This is a genomic window from Bacillus sp. FSL R9-9834 (assembly GCF_038006905.1).
GTDB lineage: Bacteria > Bacillota > Bacilli > Bacillales > Bacillaceae_G > Bacillus_A > Bacillus_A pacificus.
This window is the reverse complement of record NZ_JBBOWD010000002.1, coordinates 57580-80476: the sequence shown is the minus strand read 5'-3', so window position 1 is coordinate 80476 and position 22897 is coordinate 57580. Positions and strand designations below refer to the sequence as shown.

Here is a 22897-nt window from a genome sequence, read left to right as displayed (position 1 = left end):
GTTTATTTTTCCTACTTCATTATACAAAGGAAGTTTTAGTTGTATCCCTTAACTCACTTTTTAATTTGCTTTTAGATTTGTTCTATATCTTTGTATTTTTATCACTATTCCAAGAGTACGAATAACTACCATAGCAATCGTAAACAATACGAAAGCAGGAGCTATAACATTAAAATCTAAGTGATTTGATACCATGAAATCTATAAATTGTTGTGGATACCAGTCTTCCGCTATATAAGCTAATACGACACGCCATCCAAGTCCAACAACCCACAAGCATAAATAAGGAATTCCCGCAGTTACGTATGCTTTATTGTCAGAACCATATTCTACTTTTACTGTAAAAAGCATTAATCCCCCCATAATCATGCCGACCACTGTCATTATTATAAGTGCAGTTATATTTGAACCAGAAGTAGGTATCTCCTCAACGAATAAATAAACAGTAATACCACAAAGAATAAATGGTAGTGTAGCTCTCCTAATTGTGAATTCCTTCCTTCCGATTTGTGTTAATAATACAATTGCTAAAAATGCACCAATCATCATCCAAGTTTGAGTATTCAATTTAAAAACCTCCATAAATTCATTGTTTATTTACTTACTGGAGGATTGTATCATCTCTATTATTTTAAAACCTCTATCTGAAAGATGATTTTTTTAATGCCCTATATCTGTAGGTAGAGTTATTAATAATTTTTTTAATAAAAAGTATTAACTTTGTTTTTTTTAGAAATACCCATATTCTTGCCCACATAGTGAGACAGAAATGTGGGTACTAAATGAATAGCGACATTAAAATTCACACCATTCGTACAAGAAACTATAAAATAAATCATGAATAGAAAATTTTATCATAATTAAAACAGGTCAAAAAGTTTATATTCCAATGCTCACTTTTTGACCTGTTTTAATTTTTATGCTTCCTGCATTTTATGTTCTATTTTGTATGTTAAGATACCAGAAATAATTTGTAGTGCTATCGGAACTAATAAAATAGATATTAATACAAAACCTGCTGCTACAATAATAAGTGATGTTATTAAAAGCGAAATTGTCCCAAGAAAAACTATAGATGTTCCAAATACCTTATTATTTATTTTAGATTTATTTAATATCAGAGCCATCGTTCCTATTTGAGCTAGAAGTATTATACCTGTAAATAATGCAGGTCCATATCCAGAAAAAAGGCCCATGATAGCAAATATTCCTCCCAAAACCATCCCCATTATTCCACCTGTTAACTCTAGTGCATGTCCAACTTTCTTTGTCATTTCAAAATACCTACTTTCTAAGATTCTTCAAACTAAATAGTTAATCTAGTTCCAATTTAATTAGTGTAACAGAATCCGTAATAAGTAAGTAGGTTTTTATTTATCTGCAGTAGATACTAACAATTTTCCGGTGTGTAGAATCACTTTCTTAAAATGTGAAAAATCAAAATGTTTACGATTATTATATTTATCAATTGTAAAATTTAACCCAAAGAGAGAAGTTGTAGTTTATACTTTCATGTCTTGTTACCGAGACATGAAAGTATAGTGAAAATTAGTTCTATCATAAAAAGTTCTCCTAAATAACTTTAGGAGAACTTTTTATGAAGCATTATTTTTAATCTGCGTAGGAACCACTTTATTATAATAACCATGCTTTACAACTTGCCTAACATCATCTACTTCAATATCCACCATTTCTGTAATATCTACAACAATTGTGTTTTGCAGAATATTGACTACAAATCCTGTTAATTGTAAATTAGAATTTTTACGATATAAGAATTGAACGTAATCTCCAAGTTTTACTTTTGTGTTATGATCCATTTTGTGTCCCCCTAAATTATCGTTTCGTATTCCATAGTGTCCCCCTATTTTAATTCTTCATACTGGTTGGCAAGTATATAAAATAAAGAACACTTAATCTTATTTTTCCTAGCTCCTGTTACAGCATTGGATTTTCAAATAATTTATAACATATTTTATAATTTATTTGTTTCTCAATATAGAAACAGATGGTAAATATGGGTTTTATATAGAAGTTAAGGAAGAAATATAATATTATAAATCTTAAGAAAGTCTTTGACTTTTTCTCCTTATGAAAAAGATAAGAGCCTCTACGGTCTTATCTTTTTTATTTTGGATTTGTTATACAAAAAAGAGCATCCCTATAACAAGGATGCTGCAACAGGAAAGAACAAACATATAATAATAAAAAGAATTACTTATATTATAATTTGGTAATGAGACAATTCATATTGAGAAAATTCAAAACAAATTGAATATCTTTGTATACTTCATTATAATTGATTACGAGCTGAGTAGTATTCTGTCATCTATTCCTTTTTTAAAGAAGATTGATCTCAATCTTCTTTTTTTTATTTTGTCTCTCGTCCTCGAAAAAAGAAAAAGGTTTCCCAACTAATTGTGGGAATCGCTGTTTTGTAAATCCGTTGTTGCTTACCCTGAACCATCATAAGAACCGTAAATTTATCTGTTGTAAGGATTTAAACAGATGGTACAGTCCCCCATTTTTCCTTTCCATTAGCTTGTCACCAAATAGAAGTATAAACATATAATAAGTATGTGAAAGCTTTTCCACTCATATAACCCTCCCTAAAAAGGGCACTTGTGTATGGTGCTCTTTTAGTACTTATATTTTTTTCAACGTCTAACATATAGAACTAATGAATTGCATTTAGTATTATATAAGTAACCTCAACGTAAACTTTACTATTAATTTTTTCCTAAAAGGGCCTACCCTCGCAACAGGCCCTTTTTAAAATGAGTTTTTAGAACATGTTTCGTATCTCAAGTAGCTTACATATAATGTAATGTACTCTTTACCAGCAAGAGTAATCTCGTTTTTCAGGAGTACTTAAAAAGAAGTGCTCCTTTTATTCACTTTATCTGCTAAGATACATACAATAGTTATAGTCACCTCAGTATTAGCCAAAGGGCACCCTTCGGGGGGCTCTTTATTTTTTTACGGGTACTACCCTTTTTCATGAAACTAGCCATTGTATGTAAGTTGTTCCTAATTCGTCATAATTTACATATATTAAAGTGAGTAGTCGTTACTGTAGATTCACCTGTAGAGCGTCTTCCTCTCAAGGCGCTCTACATATTTATCGTTAAATACTATGCACATTTTATAGAAAATAAGCATATATTTACATAGACAAGACATAGCTTTTTATTATGCATGCACAAAAATTGTGTATGCTTTTTTCGCATATATAATAAAAATTCATATTGGAATTGCACACGCACTACAAATATACATACGATATATTGCTACCAGATACTCACTTTTTACTATGCGTTTTGGTCAAAGATCGCTTTCCCAGGCTATCTTTACTATTTGAATACGGATATTATTTTTAAAACATATTTACCCAAAGGTCTAATATACTTTTAAAGGTATTCTTATTAGAGATATGAAGTGCTCTGGTTAAGCACTCCAATTTTTATGCTTACAAAATAACTTCTCTGAAAATGCTTTTGCCCTGCTGTGATGGAAAACGTCAAGAACCTTTTTAATATCGCACTGTTATTGGCGTTCCTTTTGACTCATAGTTTTGCAATGTTTCCTAAATTGTATCGACTCTCTATCATATAGTGCACGGGCATTTTGATTGTAGATACCCATCTTGGATAGATAAAGGATTGGAATCCTACTTTCCAATTTAATTTTTTGTCCGTAAGTATCTCTAAGACGGTATTATACCTTGCTTAATCATAAGACACACTTCCTTTTCAAGCAAAGATACCTGTGATACTTGCATCATTTGATTTAAGGTATTCTCTTTTCCTTATGTTTTTAAGAATTAATTGAGATGGTTCTTTTAAAAATAATAAACGCCCTAGAATAAAAAATATCCCTTTGGAGGAACAAATCTAAAGGGATAAAATCATAACTTTTTTAGAAATATCTCGATTTTATTTTAAACAGCTCATCTTTTTTATATGTATCGTAACTTTATGTCAAATCCACACTAGCAAATATATATTATGAATTATTTCTCTCCATGCTTCTTATATAAAGAAAAGGCACTCTAGGGTGCCTTTCTCCGACTTGAACCACCATACTTTTAATAATATCGCTTTTAAACATCACAAATATATCTTTAATCTTTTATATATCATTTTAACATATTTATACATAAGTGATATTGATAAAAAGTAAATATACATTAAGTTTGTTCTTATATTTTTAATTTATTGTATTTTTGTAGGGATTTTTAGGAATGTACCACTTGTATTTACGTTAAGGTGTTTTAACCCATATTTATAAGAGTCTTAAGAGGTTACGTGTTATGTCTAGTAATTTCAATATGAACTATAATTATTACGAAAGGAGTGTTGAAATCTTAGAATTATTGAGTAGTTCCATTCGTTTATTAATTGTGGGTGAATTGATTATAAGTGGCACTTTGACAATTTCTCATTTAAGTGCTGCAATACATATTTCAGAAAATGAAATTTTACAACACGTGCAAAAACTTACTAAGGGTAAGGTTATCACTAGTGAACGTAAAGGTACACGGATTTATTGTAGAATAGGGGATCAAAAAGTTATTGATATCATCAACTTATTACTAATATCCCGTTAGTTTTTACTAGAGAGCTTTAAAAAAGTTTGCAGTGGAACACTGAGAAGCTCTTTTGGCAAGGGTAATCTTGTACGCAGGGACCGAATGGCTTAGTTTTCACACTCTATTTTCTTACTGCAACCTTCATACGGTTGAGCAAGAAGAATTATTTCGGTAAATCCGTTCTATTCATATTATTGATTAGATATTATGAATTATTTTCTTATTTATTAGTTTAAATACTTATTCCAATTAATTTACCGTGTACATCTAAACGAACATATACTTCCATTTTTAAAAGATGAACATTGTATAAACGTTCTTTATATGTCGATATGTCAAAGTGTTCCCCATTTAATTCACACTCTAGAATGATCATATCTCTATGTTCTCTCCAATTTACTAATTTAGCAGCTGTAATCATGTATAATCCTCCTCTAAATTATCCTATGAAAAACAATAGAGACAAGTGTGAGAAATGAGTTTATAAAAAGAAAAGACAGTCTTGCTTCAACCTGAACAATCTTAATTAAAACACTGTGTATCATATGGCTAATCCAACATTAAACCGTTAAAATATGTTCAGGAAGTGTTTTATATATGTTCCAAAAATCCTCATCTTCTATAACAAAAAAGCTTTCATTGTTCCCTTTATAATCTGACCTTGTTAATACTAAAAAATCAGATATAGAATTCTAGCTATGGATTCTCCTATTTGTACATATAAAATTCTTTATATCGTTCGAAATTCGATTTTTTGGTTTGTGTTGATATTGCGGATGATTTTAATGATTTAGATGCTGCTACTTGCTTTGGCATTTGCAATACGTCACGTTTCTTGAGCTCTCTATACAAACTACTCACATTGCACCTCAGTTTTTTTTGCAATAGTTGGATATTCTTCTCCTTGATTAAATAATTGCACTGCCTTTTTACATTTTATATCCCATGTTGTTTCTGTCGTTTGAAACTGTTGAGTTTGTTTTTTAGCTATATTTTTTTCTGATTTGATATACTGTCTTTCTATTTTACACCGTTCGGCACTATACTGTTCTACTTCTACTTGAAGCTCACAACGCTCCTCCTGTAAACGTACCATTTGTACTTTTTTCGCAATTTCTCTCATGCTGATCTCACCTCATTTCGTTTAATGAATTCTACCAGTATTTGAATTCCTCTGTGTTATTTGTACAGAATTTTCTGTTTTCAATTCTGTACAAATGTTAATGATATGATAAAATAATAAATGAAAAAGAGTATAGATTTAAAAGAAGCCAATTAGATTAAATATTGGCTTTCTTCTTGTTAACAGCTACAACAAAACGCTCTTTAAATTTTTATTAGCTGTGAGTTTTAAAGAAAAACTAAATCGGTTCTTTCTTCACATAATTGTAAACTATAGTAAATTTCTGGTTTAAACACAGAATATTCCGCACTCAATATACATCGACCAACTTTCAATGTAATACAAACCTTGGATCAATAAAAGATTCAAGGTAAATACGCCTTTGTTTTCTATAATTATCTAATCAGCTAATTTTTCAATTGTAGGCATAACAGCAATTGGTGGTAATGATGCAGTCCAACCAACTGCATATACATTTAATTTTTCACCTAATTTGTATTGTTCGGCATTGGAAATAGGAACTCTTAAGATCTTATTGTGAGAAACTAACTCCCACCAATCATTTTGGTAAGCGAGTGCTTCATCTTTTGTAGAAGTGGCAGCAACTACCAAATAATTGTTGTCTAGCGAGATAACATATCCAGTAAAAAGCTCTTGTTCTTGTTTTTGAATAGAATGAACAGGTTTGCTACTTACATAATTCTGATTAGAATCTGCAAAAACTGGTGATAATCCGAAAGTAAATCCACATCCTAAAGTTAAAGCTGTTACACTCGTTACTAATCTTTGTTTTTTGGTAAACATAATATAAATCCCCCTTTTATTTTATCCCTACACTCCCCACATTCTATTTACATATAAATAAAGTCTTTTAATATTGAGATATTTAACAAAGTTGTAACAATATTGCTATTAATGGTAATATTACCTATTAACAGAAGTTATTTTATGCTATAATTCACTAGGTGAACTATTATTGTTCCATTCATCACTTGATGAATGTATGCCCTTCCTTAATTGTAAATATGTTTGATTTTATTGGTAAAGAGGGAAGATATCCCTCTTCTTTTTTTGATATGGTGACCCCAATTAGGCTATTTTTACTTTACACATAAATCTAAAGATATTGTTATGAGATTTGCTAGTTTCTTTGGTGTGCAAACGAGATCAAGATATCGTAAGGAAAAAGGGTATACAGAATGGTACTGTATTTTTAGAAGTGATCATGATTTTGTATTGAAAATTAAGGAACTTGGTTGGAATCCGATTAAAGAAAAATCCAGACCTTTCCCTAACGGCGAATTTAATAAAGAAATATTTGTGAAGACTTATATTTTAATGAGGCATGATCTTGGAACAATGAAAGAGAAACGAAAAAACAACAAGATTTATGTTAGACCTCGTTTACGTATTCATGGATCTACAGATATCTTGGAACATTTAAATGAGTTTTTGTTTGAGGAACTAGGGATAAAAAAGAAGAAGTTACAGACTGACAAGAAAATATCAAAAGCGAAAACATTATATTTTCAATCATACAAAGATATTGAGAGTATTTTGAAATATATAGGAGCTCCAGAAACATTAGAAATGTTGTATTCGTTTGATTTAGGTTTTCATGATGTTGAAGAATTTGAGAAGATTCATCTAAGGAAATAAGCATCTTAATTTATATTGGTGAGTTTGTACTAGTATGGTAGAATATAGTTAACTGTATATTGTGAGGGTGGTTGGTTATTAGCTTCTTTCCATTTTTGAATGGGAGGAGGTGATAGCCATGGAATTCATTGTAGAACTTTTGAAGGAAATTGCAAAAGCAATTGTGCGTGAAATATCGGCACATTTGTTTAAGAAACAATTTTTGAATGAAGACAATGAAAAATCCACCCTCGACCGTGGGAAGTTGATTGGGTGGATTTTTAAAAAGAAAAATTAATCTAACTAACTAACCATCTTCGCGGTAGCAGTTACTTGAAGAGATGTTAGCGCATCTCTTCTTTTATTATATACATACTGTATTACTTTAATACTAATACAGTAATTATATCAAATGCACATAAAAAATCAATGCGTACGTAATGGATATAATGGACAAAAGAAAAGACATCTAAAGTAATTTGGCCCCGACTTAAATTATTTGTTTTAAATCTATTTTTTAGTTGGTTAATTTGAGTTTGGTGGACAATTTTTTTTAGAAAATTCATTTTTAATTTGTAGAGTCCCTATAATTGTATAAATATCACAATCTCTTTGAGGTTCACATGTTTTTCCGTTGTTTATATTGTTTGCCATAACAGTTTTTTTAGTAGCTCCCATGCTACTTAATGTAATGATACCGCATTTTTTAAGATTAGGGATGTCTTTGGATTCAAAAGGTTGTGTGCTGCATCCTATTGTATGATCTACACAAAGATTCCCTTGGCAGCATACCGCTACTATTTTATCTTCAATTTCTATGCATGCATCACATGTATTATCTTTTAAGTCTACTTTACCACCACATAAAGAATTGTCTTTATGTGGTGTGATTTCTGCTGATAGGTAATAGGGAATACACCCAACAATTTTTATTGAGTTTAATGTTATATCAACCGGTCCGCAGTCAGAGTTACAACAGATAGTTTGTGTACTAGCGACAACATGTAGGCAAGAAGTGTCATATACGAACTTTAAAGTAGATGGGTTAATTGTTGAATTTTTAGGTAGTTTCAAATCGCAGCAAAACTGTATAGGGTCATTTGTAGTTTGTGTAGATAGGTTTTTGGGAAGGGTTATTTGGCATCCATTAAGGTTGCTTACTGGAGCATTATTCTCTTTATATGGTGAATTTGCATTATTTCCATACTGAGGATAAAATGTGGGATTTATATTACAGCACCCTCTAGCATCATTAGTTGAAATTACATCATTTTCTTGACTGTATTGTTCTTGAATATTTTATATTTCTAAATTATTAGACATGTAAACACTCCCTTTTTTTACTATACGTCAAGAGCATATTAATCAAAAAATATCGAAATGTAGTTTTGTACTACTGATTTTAGGCTAATTTAATATAAAAATAGGCAAATAAAACACAAAAAGCCCACTATTTAAGTGTGGGCAAAATAACGTATAGATAGCGAGCGTTTTTTTATATAAGGCTCTAAAAACAGCCATTTATAACATTATGTGAATAAATTGGATAGTGAGCCTGGTTAACAAAAAAATAAAGAAAAGACACCCTAAGGTGCCTTCCTTCGACTTGAACCACTTTAATTTTAATAACATCACTTTTAAAACCACAAATATATCTTTAATCTTTCATATGTAATTTTATCATATTTTTCAGTAAATTCAACAAAATAAAAGCACTCTTTCGAGTGCTCAATTACTATTCCAGCTTCAAAGTGATTTCTTTCCCTGTCATGCCACCACGAGCTTTTAACACTAATCCTTGAACGTCTTTTGGTACATCGAATATTATTTTACCAGTTTGAGATAAACCAGGATTTAATTTTTCTAATAGGGGTCACCATACATGCCCATCAACTTAAGAACGAAAACAAAATGAACTTTCGTTCAAACAAACTAAAAAACACGTAATGTACTTTTGGTATTGAAAAGTACACACACCAAATAAACTCTAACGAGTTTCATTTTAAAAATTATGCAGCTTTCTTTTGTTTTCCAAACCCATTATACTCATAGACAACACCCATAATATCAAAGATAGTTTTCTTCTCATATCGATGAGATTTCCGTCCATTCTTCTGTAGGAGGTCGAACAAACGGATTAAAATCTTTGTTAGATTTTGGGTGTTTCTCTGTATCGCTTGATATAACAGCGATACATGATCTTGAATCATCCCAATGGCTTTATATTCACTTAATTCTCTTTTGTTCTTTTGCAAAAGAAGTTTACGCATCTTAAACATCGTAGAAGAACAGATAAAGATGGCAATAAGTCTTCCATACACATGACATTCTAATCGCTCTTTTTTGATAGTTTGCCAATGATGAATTTGAAATAAGGATTTCCACGTTTTAAAAATAATTTCTATTTGCCAGCGAAGGGAGTAAAAGTCATGTATTTGTTCCATCGGAACAACTCCTTCAGGCGTATTTGAGACATATATGTTGATACCCGTTAATCGTTTACTCTTTTCTGAAAATGTAATACCCTTTTTACTTTCAGTGTAACTTTGTTTTTTTCTACGTTCCTGTATCTGTTTGTCTGTTAAACGATAGATAATTACACGTGTGAATAGTTTTTGATTCTTTCCAATGTAAGCTTCTTTTATTTCGTATGTTTGACCGGGTTTTAAATTGTTCATAATATGTTCTAAATCAACTTGGATATACTGTGATTGCTTTTTTACGGTTCCGTTTCGAAAGTATTCTGGAAACGGATTTTTTACATACACGGTATGGTTTAATTTTAATCTGGATATATAATAAGCACCTCGTTGATCCATTTGATCTAAGTCTTCTAATGAAAAATAACCTAAATCACGGATACATAAATCGCTTGGACGTAATGTGTCTAAGCATTCTGTTCCAAAGGTCTTATCATTATTTTTTCCTGGACCTATCTGAAAGTTTAGAAACTGTCCGCTATGTAAGTCATATTCTAATTGAATCTTGATACCCGCTGTTTGTGCACAACCACCTGATCCAGGATATACATGGGCTAAATGTTTTGGTACTTGGAAAATCGTCGCATCTAAAATACGAATTCGTTGAAAATACGTGAGCGCCGCGCTTGAAATGGCCGATGTTTCACAGATTTTACTTTTCCATAATGCCGAAAAAATATATTTCAAAAATTCAACCGCTTTTTTATCAAAGCGTTTATTGAGTCCTTCTGGACTCATAAGAGTGCCTGTGGCCGCATGTAATTGACTGCATAGTCGAACAAGCGAGTCACTCGCTGTACGTTGACTTACCCAAATACATATGGTAGCTAATTCATTTCCAGAAAACTTTCGTTTTCTTTTTACAAAACCTAATTCTTTTGCGAGTTCTTCCAAAAGAGAAGGGGTTAAATGACGATACAGTTCTTCAGAAAATAGTTGTAATTCATCTTGAATCGAAAGATTCATAAAAAATGTCACCCTTTCTAGCTAGCTTTTTAGAAAGAATAACGTTTTTTGTCACTTGGGGGTAGTGAAAATTCTTAAGTTGATGGGCATGGGGTCACCATATCATTTTAAGAAAATTGTACGCTAAGAGATTTATAAAGGTCGTTGATACTTTATAAACGTTTATAAATATTTCGTTACATGTTTATAAACATGACAAGCCTTGATTTCATAAGGATTAAAGTTTCGTCCTTAAAGGTATACCTTTACAAACTACGAGAACTTTTCCCATTAGTGAAAGTAATATTCCAGTTGACATTTTAGAAAACATCGAATTTCCAGTGCCAAATAGTCCTTATTTAACTGAAAAATAGTCTTAGCGTACAGAAAACGCCTTAAATGTGTCTAAATTGTGACATAACGTACAATTTTCTTTTTTTGATATGGTGACCTCTTATAAATAAACCCTTATGTTATATAAAAATTAATGATATCAAATAACCCTAGAAATAGATTCTTTTATTATTAGAGATAGAACCTCAGAATAAAAAAGACACCCTAAGGTGCCTTCCTCTAATTTAAAACCTTTATTAAGTATAAGTGGTATAGAGCGTAAAATTCGTCTTATTATCAAAAATAATACCATTTCCGGTGAATTTTAATAAAAAAATCCACGCTAAACTAGACTCATATACTCACACCATCCTTTCTAGACGAGCATAAGATGTACTAACGAACGAAAGGGGGTCCATATTATGGGGTTTGGTTTTGGTGGAGGCTGCGACTTTAACAGATGTAATAGTCATAGAGAACAGCCTAGAAGAGAAGAAAATCGAAATAACAACAATAACGGTAGCCCAGAATTATTACAATTTTTAAGAACATTAACTCCTGGAACTTGTCTTGTTATTCAGTACGATTGTCAGCCGCCTACAAGTGCAACATTCCAAGGGTTCCAAGGTAACAATGTAATAATCCTTTCAGATTTTGATTGTTTCCCTGGATTAGCACGTATTGCCATCAATAAAATTAACGTAGTTTCTGTAAATTCTCCTGATTGCAGCCGTTTCTGCTGTAAACGTAAAAAATGCGATCATCATCACAGTTCTTGTGATGAATATGAAATCTAAAAGTTAATAAATCAGAAAACAAATTCTTTTAATTTATAAGCTTACTTTTGCAAGAAAAACACCTATTAATAAAAATAGGTGTTTTTCATTTGTATTTTTTATTAAAATAAACAATAATAACAAACCAATTATTAATTAAAACATACAATAATGTAAGGGACAGCATCCAAGCGTTCCAAACACCCATGCCAAGAAATAAAACTACAAACTATTTCTTGGCCCCTTTTACATAAAAATAAAATGAATTTTTTCCAAAATGTACAAGCTTATTTACGCACTATTCATAAGATAATATTAAGGATTTATTAATCCTTAAACTCCACCAATAGCTACACCTATAATTTACCCGCGGCATGAAAGTAAAACAGAGTGATATATGAAGTGACCCCTAAAAGTTAGACACGGTTATTTCATTAGGCAGCTTGATAAAAGTGAGTCCGGTATTGTACCGGGCTCATTTTTAATTTTGCCTTAATCCGTTTCGTATTATAATAATCTATATATTTTTCTAATTCTATTTTAAAGTGCTCTACATTTTCAAATTCTTTTATGTAGAGGAACTCCGACTTCATAATCCCAAAGAAATTTTCTATTACTGCGTTGTCGTAACAGTTGCCTTTTCGAGACATACTCTGGACGATAGCTCTTGATTCAAGTGTCCGGACGTACTGTCTCATTTGATAATGCCATCCTTGATCCGAATACATCAGTAGCTGGTGGGTTTCAGGTAAACGTTCCAATGCTTTCTCTAACATGTCTGAAACAAGCGAATACGTCGGTCTAGAACCAATTGTATAGGTAATAATTTCACCATTATACAAATCTAATACAGGTGATACATACAGTTTTTCTCCAAATAATTTAAACTCTGTGATGTCTGTTACCCACTTTTGATTCGGTGCATCTGTATGAAAATTACGCTCTAAAATATTAGGTGCAATTTTGCCGACTTTTCCTTTATAGGATTTATATTTCTTCATACGCACAACACACTTTAACCCAAGCACTTTCATAATGCGCTGTACCTTCTTGTGGTTCACTTTCTGGCCACGATTCGTTAATTCATCACGAATGCGACGGTAACCATAACGACCTTCATTTTCCTCATAAATCGCTTTAATCTCAGCTTTTAAATCGGCATCTACATCTGGACGATTCATTTTCTTTACTAAATCATAATACGTGCTTCGAGGAATAGTAGCTAGCTCCACGAGTGCCTTCACCGAATATTTATGCCTTAATTCATAGACTACTTGCGCTTTGTCTTGTTTTGTGATTTTTCCTTGTTTTGAACTAAGGCATTTAACTTTTTTAAGTACTCATTTTCCATCTCAAGCTGTTTAATGCGTGCTTCAAGTGCTTCGACAGATCCTTCAGCTAAAGGTTGTTTTACTTGTTTATTTGAATCTTTTTTCATGGATGGACGCCCCTTTTTCTTAGATTGAAGGGCATCAATTCCTTGTGTTTCGAGCTGTTTTTTCCAAACAGAAATCGTTGAAGGGGCAGGAATATTAAAGATAGCTGCCGTCTCAAATAAGGACATACCGTTTTCAATCATAAAGTTTAGTACGTCTAGTTTAAATTGTTGTGTGTAATTTGTACATCGTTTTAGAAAAGCTTCCAGACCATTCTGTTTATATTGGTTTACCCAATTCAAAATGATTGTGTCACTTATACCGAGCGATCTACCCACTTCTCGATAACTTTCATTTCCGTTCAAATAACGTAGAACGATTTGTATTTTTTCATCAGCTGTAAATTTAGCCATAGAAAAACTGCACCTCCAATTGTTAGATTGTGTCTAACAATTGGGGTGCAGTTCAATATATCACTCTGTTTTACTTTCATATTATAATTTTCTAAATTTAAAATTTCTATAATTCTTCCTCTCAATATTAAGAGCAAAATAAATCTAGCTACATATATTTCTTACTTCTCCTTTAGATCCATTTTTTATATAATCTCGATATTTATATACAATGAATAGAATATTTATCCAATCGCTTGTTCTAAACTTGCATATATTATTGGTAAAATCATTTAATGTTACAAAGGAGTTATGCTAATGGAAACTACCAATGGTAAATCTTATGTAAATACTAACGAAGGAGTATTTAATTCTATATAATTACAAGAAGCTATTGATCAGACTTTTTGAATACCTGTATTTTTAAGCACAGTAAATACTTTAAATCAATTACAACAACAATTTTTGGATCGGATCATCTTAGAAATTGAACAAGCTCTTTTATTCCCTCGTACTATACCACGAAGTGATCAATACCCGGAATCCCCATTGATAAGTATACGACAAATGATATTATCCAGCTATGGTTTAATAGCAATAAACTTCCAAAGATTTTTCGTCCAAGGAGTTAAAACAAACGTAGGAGCATTTCAACCTGTAGAACTATTTTGGGAAGGAACTACTTTTTCACAAATCGAACCTTCCAGGGGTTATCAATATGGACTTCCCTTATTATTGATACGAGAGATAGGAACTGATAATAACAGAGGTATTTGGCAATTAGGAAATGCTCCATTCTTAATTTTAAATTGGAATTCTGAAACTCAATCCATAGATTCAATTTTTAACAGTGTCTCATGGAAACAATTCTTTAATAATTGGACAGATCATGTAAGAAACGGTTATTACCTTCAGACAGAACCAAAATTTAAATACTAATCTAATTTTATAAAAAGCTTTTCATTAATATACTAAGTAATACAGTTAACAATCCACCTATGATTAAACGCAACACCCACGTAGTATTAGCACTTATTTTTTCTAGTTGTTTATTGATAGTTAAAATCTCCTTTTCATTTACCAATACCCTTGATTCTAAAACTCTTATATCATGTTGTATCTCTTTTTGATCTAATTTTAATTGTTGTATCTTATCATTTAATTCACGAAGTTCTTCTATACATAGTCCCCCTTCTCTAAGCTTGTCTTATATCACTGTAAATAAAAAGTTACTTAATATTTATATGCTGCTTAAATTATTGAGTATAGATTTTCTTCTTACTTTCCACTTTTAATCAAAACTATATTTTTAATGCTCATAGGCATTGGATATTTGATTTACAGATTTTCCGAATGGGAAAGCCCACTCACTCCCTTTAAGGCGGGAGTGAGGTCAAATGCGATATACAACTAAAACACAGAAGGTATGTTCTGTATGTCGAACATTTGAAATGATTTAATTTTCATAATAGACAAGTAAACTTCCTAAAACAACCTTTTTCTCTGAAAACAGAATATAAGGTTGGTGTAACAAATTCTTCTACTTCGTAAAATGTATTGAGCCGTCAAGCACAAGATGCTAAAACACATTTGAGAACTCATAATCTGACTTGTTTGGTAATAGAACATGTGCCATATCTGCTATATGCACTGGATACAGAGTGATGATGGTACACCGCATTTTTACACATCAATGATACTAGAAATAGACTTTGCCTTTATTAGTAAGAATCCCACTGATGTTAGTCAGTTTGTAGTTTTAGCCGAAGGGGGCAAATTATAACTTATACAGTAAATTTTTGTATAGGAGATTATTTTTAGTTTGCCCCCCTTTATATCCTCATTTTATATAATAAAATATACATTCCAAGTTATGTACATAAAGGTTTTGGATGTAAATAAAAAATAAGGAGTCCTCATAGGCTCCTTATTTTTTACAAACAACATTGTTTCATTAAATATACATTTTAATACCTAAAAACAAAAATAATTATTTATCAACATTTTCAAAATCTTATTAATTTTAATAAGGGAGTTTTCACATTCGTCAGAACCTATATTTTATATTATTTAATTTGAATAAAAAATCCACGCTAAACTAGACTCATATACTCACACCATCCTTTCTAGACGAGCATAAGATGTACTAACGAACGAAAGGGGGTCATATTATGGGGTTTGGTTTTGGTGGAGGCTGCGACTTTAACAGATGTAATAGTCATAGAGATCAGCCTAGAAGAGAAGAAAATCGAAATAACAACAATAACGGTAGCCCAGAATTATTACAATTTTTAAGAACATTAACTCCTGGAACTTGTCTTGTTATTCAGTACGATTGTCAGCCGCCTACAAGTGCAACATTCCAAGGGTTCCAAGGTAACAATGTAATAATCCTTTCAGATTTTGATTGTTTCCCTGGATTAGCACGTATTGCCATCAATAAAATTAACGTAGTTTCTGTAAATTCTCCTGATTGCAGCCGTTTCTGCTGTAAACGCAAAAAATGTAGAGATTGCGATCATCACCACAGTCTTTGTGATGATGAATATGAATTCTAAAAATTAAAAAATCAGAAAACAAATTCTTTTAATTTATAAGCTTACTTTTGCAAGAAAAACACCTATTAATAAAAATAGGTGTTTTTCATTTGTATTTTTTATTAAAATAAACAATAATAACAAACCAATTATTAATTAAAACATACAATAATGTAAGGGACAGCATCCAAGCGTTCCAAACACCCGTGCCAAGAGATAAAACTACGAACTATCTCTTGGCACTTTTTATATAAAATTAAAATAATTTTTTCAAATTGTACAAGCTTATTTACAAACTATTCATAAGATAATAGCTACACCTATAATTTACTTTCATGTAACCTCTAAATATATTTTTTGATATGTTATCAATCCTTCTTTATAAATATTGTTTCAAATTGTATTTTAGCAGTCTGTTTCTTTTTTATTTCTTCATACATTTGACTGACAGAGAAATCTTGAATTACATACAACATACCTTAATTAATATTCATTTATTTTTTTAACTTCAAAAAATTCACCTTTAAATTATACAAGCATATAGTATTGTATGGAGATTCCCCGCTCATAGGAATCTACCTTTCTATTTAAAAGCACACTAATAAGTGTGCTCTTTTTTATTTACCATAAAAAGAGAAATTTGATCACATTCCCATAAACATAAAAAATAGAAAATACAAATTTATAAATTTATTTATTGATTAAAAATAGGTGTTTTTCTTTATTAAAATAAACAATAATAACAAACCTTTTCTTCGTACAAACATATAATACTGTAAGGAACAGCATCCAAATGTTCCAAACACCCATGCCAAGAAATAAAACTACAAGCTATTTCTTGGCCCCTTTTACATAAAAAAACAGAACTAATGTTTAAAATATACAAGCTGTTTCATACATTACAAAAATTAATTAATAGAGAACCTAAAAAACATCCCTCTCTTTCTTAATACTATTTATGCTGTATTTTTCATTCTACGATTCATTCATCTATTCCCTTCCCTGGTCAAAAGTTATGAGACAAGGAGGAATCACATTAGAATTAATAAAAATATAATATATTAGACCAATTTTTGATCTACATAAAAAATTCATATAAAACTAGACTTATATCCCCTCACAATCCCTTTCAGACGAGCATAGGATATATTAACGAACGAAAGGGGGTCATATTATGGGGTTTGGTTTTGGTGGAGGTTGTGACTTTAACAGATGTAATAGTCATAGAGATCAGCCTAGAAGAGAAGAAAATCAAAATAATAACAACAACGGTAACCCAGAATTGTTACAATTTTTAAGAGCATTAACTCCTGGAACTTGTCTTGTTATTCAGTACGATTGTCAGCCGCCTACAAGTGCAACATTCCAAGGGTTCCAAGGTAACAATGTAATAATCCTTTCAGATTTTGATTGTTTCCCTGGATTAGCACGTATTGCCATCAATAAAATTAACGTAGTCTCTGTAAATTCTCCTGATTGTAATAATTTCTGTTGCAAACGTAAACACTGTAGAGACTGTGATCATGATTATGAAGTTTAGAAGAATAAAATTAAAATAATGAAATACCTTTCTTTTAATTTATAAGATACTTTTGTAAGAAAACACCTATTAATGAAAATAGGTGTTTTTCTTTTCCATTCCATTTAAATTGGTACTAACGTTGCTAATTTAACAATTACATGTGTTCCAGGACTAGACCAATCACGTGGATCTTGTGTCAAAGACCAAAGTACAATTTAATACTTACTTTTCTTGGCCAGAGTTAATACAGTTTCATTTACATAACCACCAGGTGGTCTAAAAAGAACAGCCCCTTTCATGTATTTACTGATTTGGGTACAGAATTCGCATCAGAAACAGATGTTAACGCGGTGAAAAAAGCAAATGCTCAATCTACAGCTCATAAATTAAACCGATCTAATAATCAACATTAATTTAAAAACACTTCTTTATGATTAGAGAAGTGTTTTTAGATGCAAATCAATACAGTTTGAATATTTCGAGTTTTTATTCTTTGTGGGTTAACATTATATGTAAAGAGACACAACTCCTTGCAAAAGTTAATATGCAATTATTACACACGAAAACGATTCCTTTATAGAGGAATTGTTTTTTGTGTGTAATACTAAATAATTATATTGGCGATGTGAAAAATATTTAGTATAATTACGATTGTATGACTAAGGCGATGGAGTTCGCCATAACCGCTATTTAATTAGCTAATGACTCCTACCAATGAACAAGATCACTCTTGTCTATTGGTAGGAGTCTATTTTTTTGGACAAAATATAAAAAGAGGTGAAAAAATGGCATATATTATCGTTGGGATTTTTGGAATATTAGGTGCGCTCTCTCGCTATCAATTTGGTTTAATAATTGATAGGTATTGGCATCAATCATTCCCTTTAGCCACATTATTAATTAACTTGATTGGATGTTGTTTATTGGGATGGCTTACAACCTATATTTCCCGTTTGAAAATTCTAAGAAAAGAGATTGTTACTGGCATTGGAACAGGATTTTTAGGGGCATTCACAACTTTTTCTACATTTAGCGTAGAAACGATAAAGTTAGTCAATCATTCGGAGTGGATTCAAGCGCTGCTGTATGTATGCATCAGTATGTTAGGTGGTTTACTTATGTCTGGAATGGGCTATAAACTAGGAGAAATTCAATTTATGAGGTATGAGATGAAACAAAACGTTTTACAAGCCAAAGGAGGAACAGAGTCATGACAGAGTATCATGCTTTATTGGTTGCCATTGGTGGGTTTTGTGGAGCAATTACTCGTTTTGGTATCAGCAATTGGTTTAAGAAAAGAAATAAAACCTCCTTTCCAATGGCTACATTTATCATTAATATAACAGGGGCTTTTTTATTAGGATATATAGTAGGAACAGGTTTGGATAAAAGTTGGCAACTGTTGGTGGGGACAGGATTTATGGGGGCCTATACAACTTTTTCTACATTCAAGCTGGAAGCTATTCAGCTTGGTACAAATAAAAAGTGGTTTCATTTCGTTCTCTATTTGGGAGCCACTTATACTATAGGTCTATTTTTTGCTTTTGTAGGAATGTATGTAGGAAAATTATAAACCTATAAATAAAACCAGCTGATAAAATCAGCTGGTTTTATTTATAATTCAGTTTTTGACTTCATAAGGTATGATACCAATATTTCCATGTCCAGAACCTGATATTCGTATGTGATAGCCCTCTCCTTTAGGTGCTCGTAATTTTATAAAAAAGCTTTCATTCGGATTATGGCTCCCCTTTACTTCAACTGAATCAAATACTTCATCGGATAAAAACTTCTTTTTTACTAGTTCATACTTAATTGTATGTTTTTCAGAATAAAGCGATTGAGAACCTTTGATACCAATTCCTTGATTTTCTACTGAAATATTAGGAATGTATGTAAATGGGATGTCTACACCTGTATGCCAATCATAGGAACTCTTTGCAATACTTACTGTGCATGCTATAAAGATACTCAATATCGCCAGAGCGAAAATACACACTTGTTTTTTTATCATGCTTCATCTTCTCCTTCAATCAAAGTACATGGCTTTCATTGAAAGAAATTTCTCTTTATTTATTTTGAAAAGGGTGTTGAAAATGGTTTAATCCCAATTCTTCCTCAATACGTAAAAATTGATTATATTTAGAAACACGTTCTGTACGTGCAACAGCTCCTGTTTTAATTTGACCTACCATCATCCCCACTGCGAAATCTGAAATAAATGTATCTTCTGTTTCGCCTGATCGATGTGAAATCATAGTTTGATACCCAGCTTTTCTCGCTATTTGAATGGTTTGTATCGTTTCCGTAACAGTACCAATTTGATTCAATTTAATGAGAATAGCATTACCAATATTCTTTTCAATTCCTTGTTTGAATATTGATGAATTTGTTACAAAAATATCGTCCCCCACGATTTGAATTGTATATCCTAATTTTGTTGTGAGTTCATTCCAGGAGTCCCAATCGTTTTCTGACAGGCCATCTTCAATTGAAATGATAGGATATTTTTGTACGAGCTGTTCATAATAAGAAACCATCTCAACACTAGATAAAGTCTTACCCTCAAAGTGATATTTCCCTTCTCTATAAAATTCACTAGCGGCCGGATCTAAAGCAATTGCAATATCTTTTCCAGATTGATACCCCGCGTCGTTCATAGCCCGTATTAAAAATTCAATTGCTTCTTCACTAGAAGATAGTCTTGGAGCAAATCCACCTTCATCTCCTACAGAGGTTACATAGCCCTCTTTAGATAAAAGCTCTTTTAGTTTATGATAAACGTTTACAATAGATTCCATTCCTAATCTAAATGTCGGCGCTCCTATGGGCGTAATCATAAACTCCTGAATATCAATACCAGAATCCGCATGCCTTCCGCCATTAATCACATTAAAGAATGGTAATGGTACACCAATATCCATCCCTCCAATATAACGGTATAGCGGAACTTGTTCAGAAGCAGCAGCGGCACGAGAAACCGCCATAGAAACTCCTAACATCGCATTAGCACCTAACTTACTTTTATTTGTTGTACCATCTAATTCAATCATCAATTCGTCAATTTCTCTTTGACGAGTAGGAGTCATTCCCCGGAGTTTAGGGGCTATGACATGTTGAACATTTTTTAACGCATTTAACACCCCATTTCCATTTAGCCGTTTTATGTCTCGATCTCTTAGTTCAACTGCTTCTTTTTCTCCAGTAGAAGCTCCTGAAGGTACAGTTGCCCTGCCGATTACTCCATTCGATAAGATACAATCGACTTCTACAGTGGGGTTGCCTCTGGAATCAAATATTTCACGAGCTATAAATGTTTCAATCGTTGGTTTCATAGAAATTCCTCCTACATATAAAGTGAAGTCCAATTTTGTATATGTTTTTATGTACAAAAAAATGACTCCTACCCATAGACAGAAATATTCCTGTCTATGGGTAGGAGTCATTAGCTATATAATAGCGATTATGGCGAACTCCATCGCCTATTATAAAAATATGGATTGTCTTACATGGATAGAGTATAACAAAAGATAAAGGCTTATACAAATTTTTTATCCACCTAATATGTTAAGGATTGTATTTTACAAGTCTAATTTGACATATTAAAGTGTTTAATAATTATCAAAATGAAAAAATGGGCACATGGGACTTACATACAGAATATGTATATACCAGGGGAGAATGCTGCTGTAAGGTTTCAAAATATATGATAGGGTGCAAATTAGCACATAGTAAGTTAGCTATATGTATGAAGAATCCCTAATTGAATAGGCGATGGAGTTCGCCATAACCGCTACTTAGCTAATGACTCCTACCAGTAAAAATTTACTGGTAGGAGTCTGTTTTTTTGTCAAGAAAAATGGAGAAAGGAGTAGATTTCTGGTGAATCCTAAAGTAAAAGAAGCTCACGAGAATTATATAGGTAATTTGTTTACACTAGGAGGTTCAACATTTTTTGTGATTGGTTTTTTCATAGCTGCGGGAGCGGCATATAAAACTTATAAACGATTAAGTAACAAGGAGTTGCAGGAATAAGCTTTAGCAAGCATAAGCTTATTTAGAATAAATAAAGTACATTCCGATATAGTTTCCCTTTTTATCAATTCCAAAAATCATTAAATTTAATTAGAGGATTGAATTTATGTAACACCTTTAAGATCTTGCGTTTATTATTTCTTGAGGGACATTTGTGCGGGTTACTTATTAAATCGTCCAGTATCTTCTTGCCGATTCCTGTTTTTTTTATAAGCCATTCTTCCTCTATCTTATGTTTATATAAAAATCTACCGAACGTTGTTTTTTTCTTTTTAAATTCCATTAAAATATTCACTCCTTATTTATGTAATTATGTGTGATATACAAAAAAATGACTCCTACTGATAAACATGAAAAAGCCTCGTTTATCAGTAGGAGTCATTAGCTATATATAGCGATTACGGCGAACTCCATCGCCTATTATGAAAAAAGTACATTTACTATATGTATTCCTATTCAAATGTTATTCTACATATAATTAATTTTCGTAAAATATGGTTATTTCTGTTAGAATGAATAGATTTTAAATACACTTTACAGAATATCGATAAATATGTAAATAAAAAATTGTTTTTTATTTATCAACCCCCATTTATGGAATTCTAACCCTAATTATGGTAATATACATGTAAATTTATAACTAACATTGTTGATCAACTATATAACATTCCCTATTAGAAGGTCCTGCTCCCCTAGTCAGGGCCTTCTAAAGTTAATAATAGTGCATTATTAATTTTAGACCGACATACAAATGCTATTTTCTTGCAATGAATATTTTGAAATTTTTTATATGTAAAATGAATCTATCCCATAATGAAAGTGGATAGATAAGTCCCAATTGATCTTCTATTAGATAAAATTCTGTCAACCATTCAGGTAGTTCACGGCCTATGTTGTTTGTTTTCCACAATTTAATTCGTTCTAATGCTAATTCAACACTCATCCGTACCCAACAATAACAATTGTAACTTTGACTGCTGTATCTCCACCTAAGGTGCCCTTCATGTTCAACTAAATAGGAAAAGCTATTAAAAAAAGGCTCTGTTTCTCCTAAATGACTGCAGTTTCTAACCCAAATTTTTGTGTTTTTAGGTAATAACGCTATATTAAGTTTATGACCTTTCCTCATTTTTAAAGGGCCATCGTCGT

The 22897-nt window shown here is 31.6% G+C and carries 21 protein-coding genes, 5 pseudogenes and 4 riboswitches; of the genes and pseudogenes, 10 read left to right on the top strand and 16 right to left on the bottom strand.

All coding sequences use genetic code 11. The annotated features are described in order from the left end of the window. Window positions 1-60 precede the first annotated feature (60 nt). The 5 genes and pseudogenes from MKY00_RS28040 to MKY00_RS28020 form a co-directional block, all read right to left on the bottom strand. Window positions 61-567, bottom strand: a complete 507-nt coding sequence (locus tag MKY00_RS28040) for a hypothetical protein (protein ID WP_001097209.1) — start codon at window positions 565-567, stop codon at window positions 61-63. A gap of 350 nt (window positions 568-917) precedes the next feature. Further along, window positions 918-1274 (bottom strand): hypothetical protein, encoded by a 357-nt coding sequence (locus MKY00_RS28035; protein ID WP_000163293.1) that lies wholly within the window; start codon window positions 1272-1274, stop codon window positions 918-920. Between the two features lie 321 nt (window positions 1275-1595). After that, a complete protein-coding gene (locus MKY00_RS28030; RefSeq protein ID WP_000349979.1) occupies window positions 1596-1820 on the bottom strand; it encodes a DUF2187 family protein in 225 nt (74 codons plus the stop codon). Between the two features lie 551 nt (window positions 1821-2371). Then, window positions 2372-2500, bottom strand: a pseudogene (locus MKY00_RS28025) (RNA chaperone Hfq); the annotation flags it as partial. 1141 nt (window positions 2501-3641) lie between these two features. Then, window positions 3642-3782: pseudogene (locus tag MKY00_RS28020) on the bottom strand (leukocidin family pore-forming toxin); the annotation flags it as partial. Between the two features lie 530 nt (window positions 3783-4312). On the opposite strand from MKY00_RS28020, the gene MKY00_RS28015 reads away from it, so the two are divergent. After that, on the top strand, window positions 4313-4609 hold the full coding sequence (locus tag MKY00_RS28015) for an ArsR/SmtB family transcription factor (protein ID WP_000097540.1): 297 nt from the start codon (window positions 4313-4315) through the stop codon (window positions 4607-4609). 214 nt (window positions 4610-4823) lie between these two features. Here MKY00_RS28015 and MKY00_RS28010 read toward each other — a convergent pair whose 3' ends face one another. From MKY00_RS28010 to MKY00_RS28000, 3 genes and pseudogenes are all read right to left on the bottom strand, one after another. Further along, the gene (locus MKY00_RS28010) at window positions 4824-5012 is read right to left on the bottom strand and encodes a hypothetical protein (RefSeq protein WP_000626885.1); all 189 of its coding nucleotides are present in this window, start codon (window positions 5010-5012) and stop codon (window positions 4824-4826) included. Between the two features lie 287 nt (window positions 5013-5299). Next, window positions 5300-5714 (bottom strand): annotated as a pseudogene (locus MKY00_RS28005) (hypothetical protein). Window positions 5715-6113: 399 nt separating this feature from the next. Next, window positions 6114-6518, bottom strand: a complete 405-nt coding sequence (locus tag MKY00_RS28000; RefSeq protein WP_000494395.1) for a DUF3221 domain-containing protein — start codon at window positions 6516-6518, stop codon at window positions 6114-6116. A gap of 327 nt (window positions 6519-6845) precedes the next feature. On the opposite strand from MKY00_RS28000, the gene MKY00_RS27995 reads away from it, so the two are divergent. Both MKY00_RS27995 and MKY00_RS27990 read left to right on the top strand, forming a co-directional pair. Beyond that, entirely contained in the window at window positions 6846-7373 is a 528-nt protein-coding gene (locus tag MKY00_RS27995) for a hypothetical protein (protein WP_001209763.1), read from the top strand. A gap of 118 nt (window positions 7374-7491) precedes the next feature. After that, window positions 7492-7650, top strand: a complete 159-nt coding sequence (locus MKY00_RS27990; protein ID WP_000394434.1) for a hypothetical protein — start codon at window positions 7492-7494, stop codon at window positions 7648-7650. A 227-nt stretch (window positions 7651-7877) separates the two neighbouring features. Here the strand turns inward: MKY00_RS27990 and MKY00_RS27985 are convergent, their stop codons facing one another. The 3 genes and pseudogenes from MKY00_RS27985 to MKY00_RS27975 all read right to left on the bottom strand — a co-directional run bounded on the left by MKY00_RS27985 (window position 7878) and on the right by MKY00_RS27975 (window position 10798). Beyond that, on the bottom strand, window positions 7878-8444 hold the full coding sequence (locus MKY00_RS27985; protein ID WP_161484854.1) for a hypothetical protein: 567 nt from the start codon (window positions 8442-8444) through the stop codon (window positions 7878-7880). Between the two features lie 643 nt (window positions 8445-9087). Further along, window positions 9088-9219 (bottom strand): annotated as a pseudogene (locus MKY00_RS27980) (DUF4352 domain-containing protein); the annotation flags it as partial. A gap of 142 nt (window positions 9220-9361) precedes the next feature. Next, entirely contained in the window at window positions 9362-10798 is a 1437-nt protein-coding gene (locus MKY00_RS27975) for an IS4 family transposase (RefSeq protein ID WP_001053964.1), read from the bottom strand. A gap of 734 nt (window positions 10799-11532) precedes the next feature. Between MKY00_RS27975 and MKY00_RS27970 the strand changes: the two genes are divergently transcribed. After that, window positions 11533-11907, top strand: coding sequence for a hypothetical protein (locus tag MKY00_RS27970; protein ID WP_048548621.1), 375 nt, complete (start codon window positions 11533-11535; stop codon window positions 11905-11907). A 413-nt stretch (window positions 11908-12320) separates the two neighbouring features. Here the strand turns inward: MKY00_RS27970 and MKY00_RS27965 are convergent. Continuing rightward, a protein-coding gene (locus tag MKY00_RS27965) for an IS3 family transposase (protein WP_088083120.1) occupies window positions 12321-13675 on the bottom strand; the annotation gives its coding sequence in 2 pieces (ribosomal slippage) (window positions 12321-13222 and window positions 13222-13675; 1356 coding nt in all). Between the two features lie 925 nt (window positions 13676-14600). Continuing rightward, window positions 14601-14834, bottom strand: coding sequence for a hemolysin XhlA family protein (locus tag MKY00_RS27960; RefSeq protein ID WP_048519243.1), 234 nt, complete (start codon window positions 14832-14834; stop codon window positions 14601-14603). Between the two features lie 991 nt (window positions 14835-15825). On the opposite strand from MKY00_RS27960, the gene MKY00_RS27955 reads away from it, so the two are divergent. After that, window positions 15826-16212, top strand: coding sequence for a hypothetical protein (locus MKY00_RS27955; RefSeq protein WP_073519109.1), 387 nt, complete (start codon window positions 15826-15828; stop codon window positions 16210-16212). Window positions 16213-17365: 1153 nt separating this feature from the next. Beyond that, complete coding sequence (locus MKY00_RS27950; RefSeq protein ID WP_000505645.1) at window positions 17366-17731, top strand: hypothetical protein; 366 nt, start codon at window positions 17366-17368, stop codon at window positions 17729-17731. A 131-nt stretch (window positions 17732-17862) separates the two neighbouring features. Here the strand turns inward: MKY00_RS27950 and MKY00_RS27945 are convergent. Next, window positions 17863-18003 (bottom strand): annotated as a pseudogene (locus tag MKY00_RS27945) (chitooligosaccharide deacetylase); the annotation flags it as partial. A gap of 21 nt (window positions 18004-18024) precedes the next feature. On the opposite strand from MKY00_RS27945, the gene MKY00_RS27940 reads away from it, so the two are divergent. The 3 genes from MKY00_RS27940 (at window position 18025) to crcB (MKY00_RS27930) (ending at window position 19286) form a co-directional block, all read left to right on the top strand. Beyond that, window positions 18025-18126, top strand: coding sequence for a gamma-type small acid-soluble spore protein (locus MKY00_RS27940; protein WP_210737662.1), 102 nt, complete (start codon window positions 18025-18027; stop codon window positions 18124-18126). Between the two features lie 241 nt (window positions 18127-18367). Beyond that, window positions 18368-18431, top strand: a riboswitch (Fluoride riboswitch). A gap of 67 nt (window positions 18432-18498) precedes the next feature. Beyond that, complete coding sequence (gene crcB, locus MKY00_RS27935; RefSeq protein ID WP_000323413.1) at window positions 18499-18927, top strand: fluoride efflux transporter CrcB; 429 nt, start codon at window positions 18499-18501, stop codon at window positions 18925-18927. Then, window positions 18924-19286 (top strand): fluoride efflux transporter CrcB, encoded by a 363-nt coding sequence (gene crcB, locus MKY00_RS27930; protein ID WP_000141444.1) that lies wholly within the window; start codon window positions 18924-18926, stop codon window positions 19284-19286. Before crcB (MKY00_RS27935) ends, crcB (MKY00_RS27930) begins: the two co-directional genes overlap by 4 nt. Window positions 19287-19334: 48 nt before the next feature. Here the strand turns inward: crcB (MKY00_RS27930) and MKY00_RS27925 are convergent, their stop codons facing one another. Together MKY00_RS27925 and eno are read right to left on the bottom strand one after the other, a co-directional pair. Beyond that, window positions 19335-19727 (bottom strand): hypothetical protein, encoded by a 393-nt coding sequence (locus MKY00_RS27925; protein WP_000592587.1) that lies wholly within the window; start codon window positions 19725-19727, stop codon window positions 19335-19337. A 55-nt stretch (window positions 19728-19782) separates the two neighbouring features. Beyond that, complete coding sequence (gene eno, locus MKY00_RS27920; RefSeq protein WP_000805121.1) at window positions 19783-21048, bottom strand: phosphopyruvate hydratase; 1266 nt, start codon at window positions 21046-21048, stop codon at window positions 19783-19785. Window positions 21049-21142: 94 nt separating this feature from the next. Continuing rightward, window positions 21143-21205: riboswitch (Fluoride riboswitch) on the bottom strand. Between the two features lie 269 nt (window positions 21206-21474). Beyond that, window positions 21475-21534: riboswitch (Fluoride riboswitch) on the top strand. 61 nt (window positions 21535-21595) lie between these two features. On the opposite strand from eno, the gene MKY00_RS27915 reads away from it, so the two are divergent. Next, complete coding sequence (locus MKY00_RS27915; protein ID WP_001068485.1) at window positions 21596-21748, top strand: hypothetical protein; 153 nt, start codon at window positions 21596-21598, stop codon at window positions 21746-21748. Between the two features lie 365 nt (window positions 21749-22113). Continuing rightward, window positions 22114-22175: riboswitch (Fluoride riboswitch) on the bottom strand. Window positions 22176-22897 lie beyond the last annotated feature (722 nt).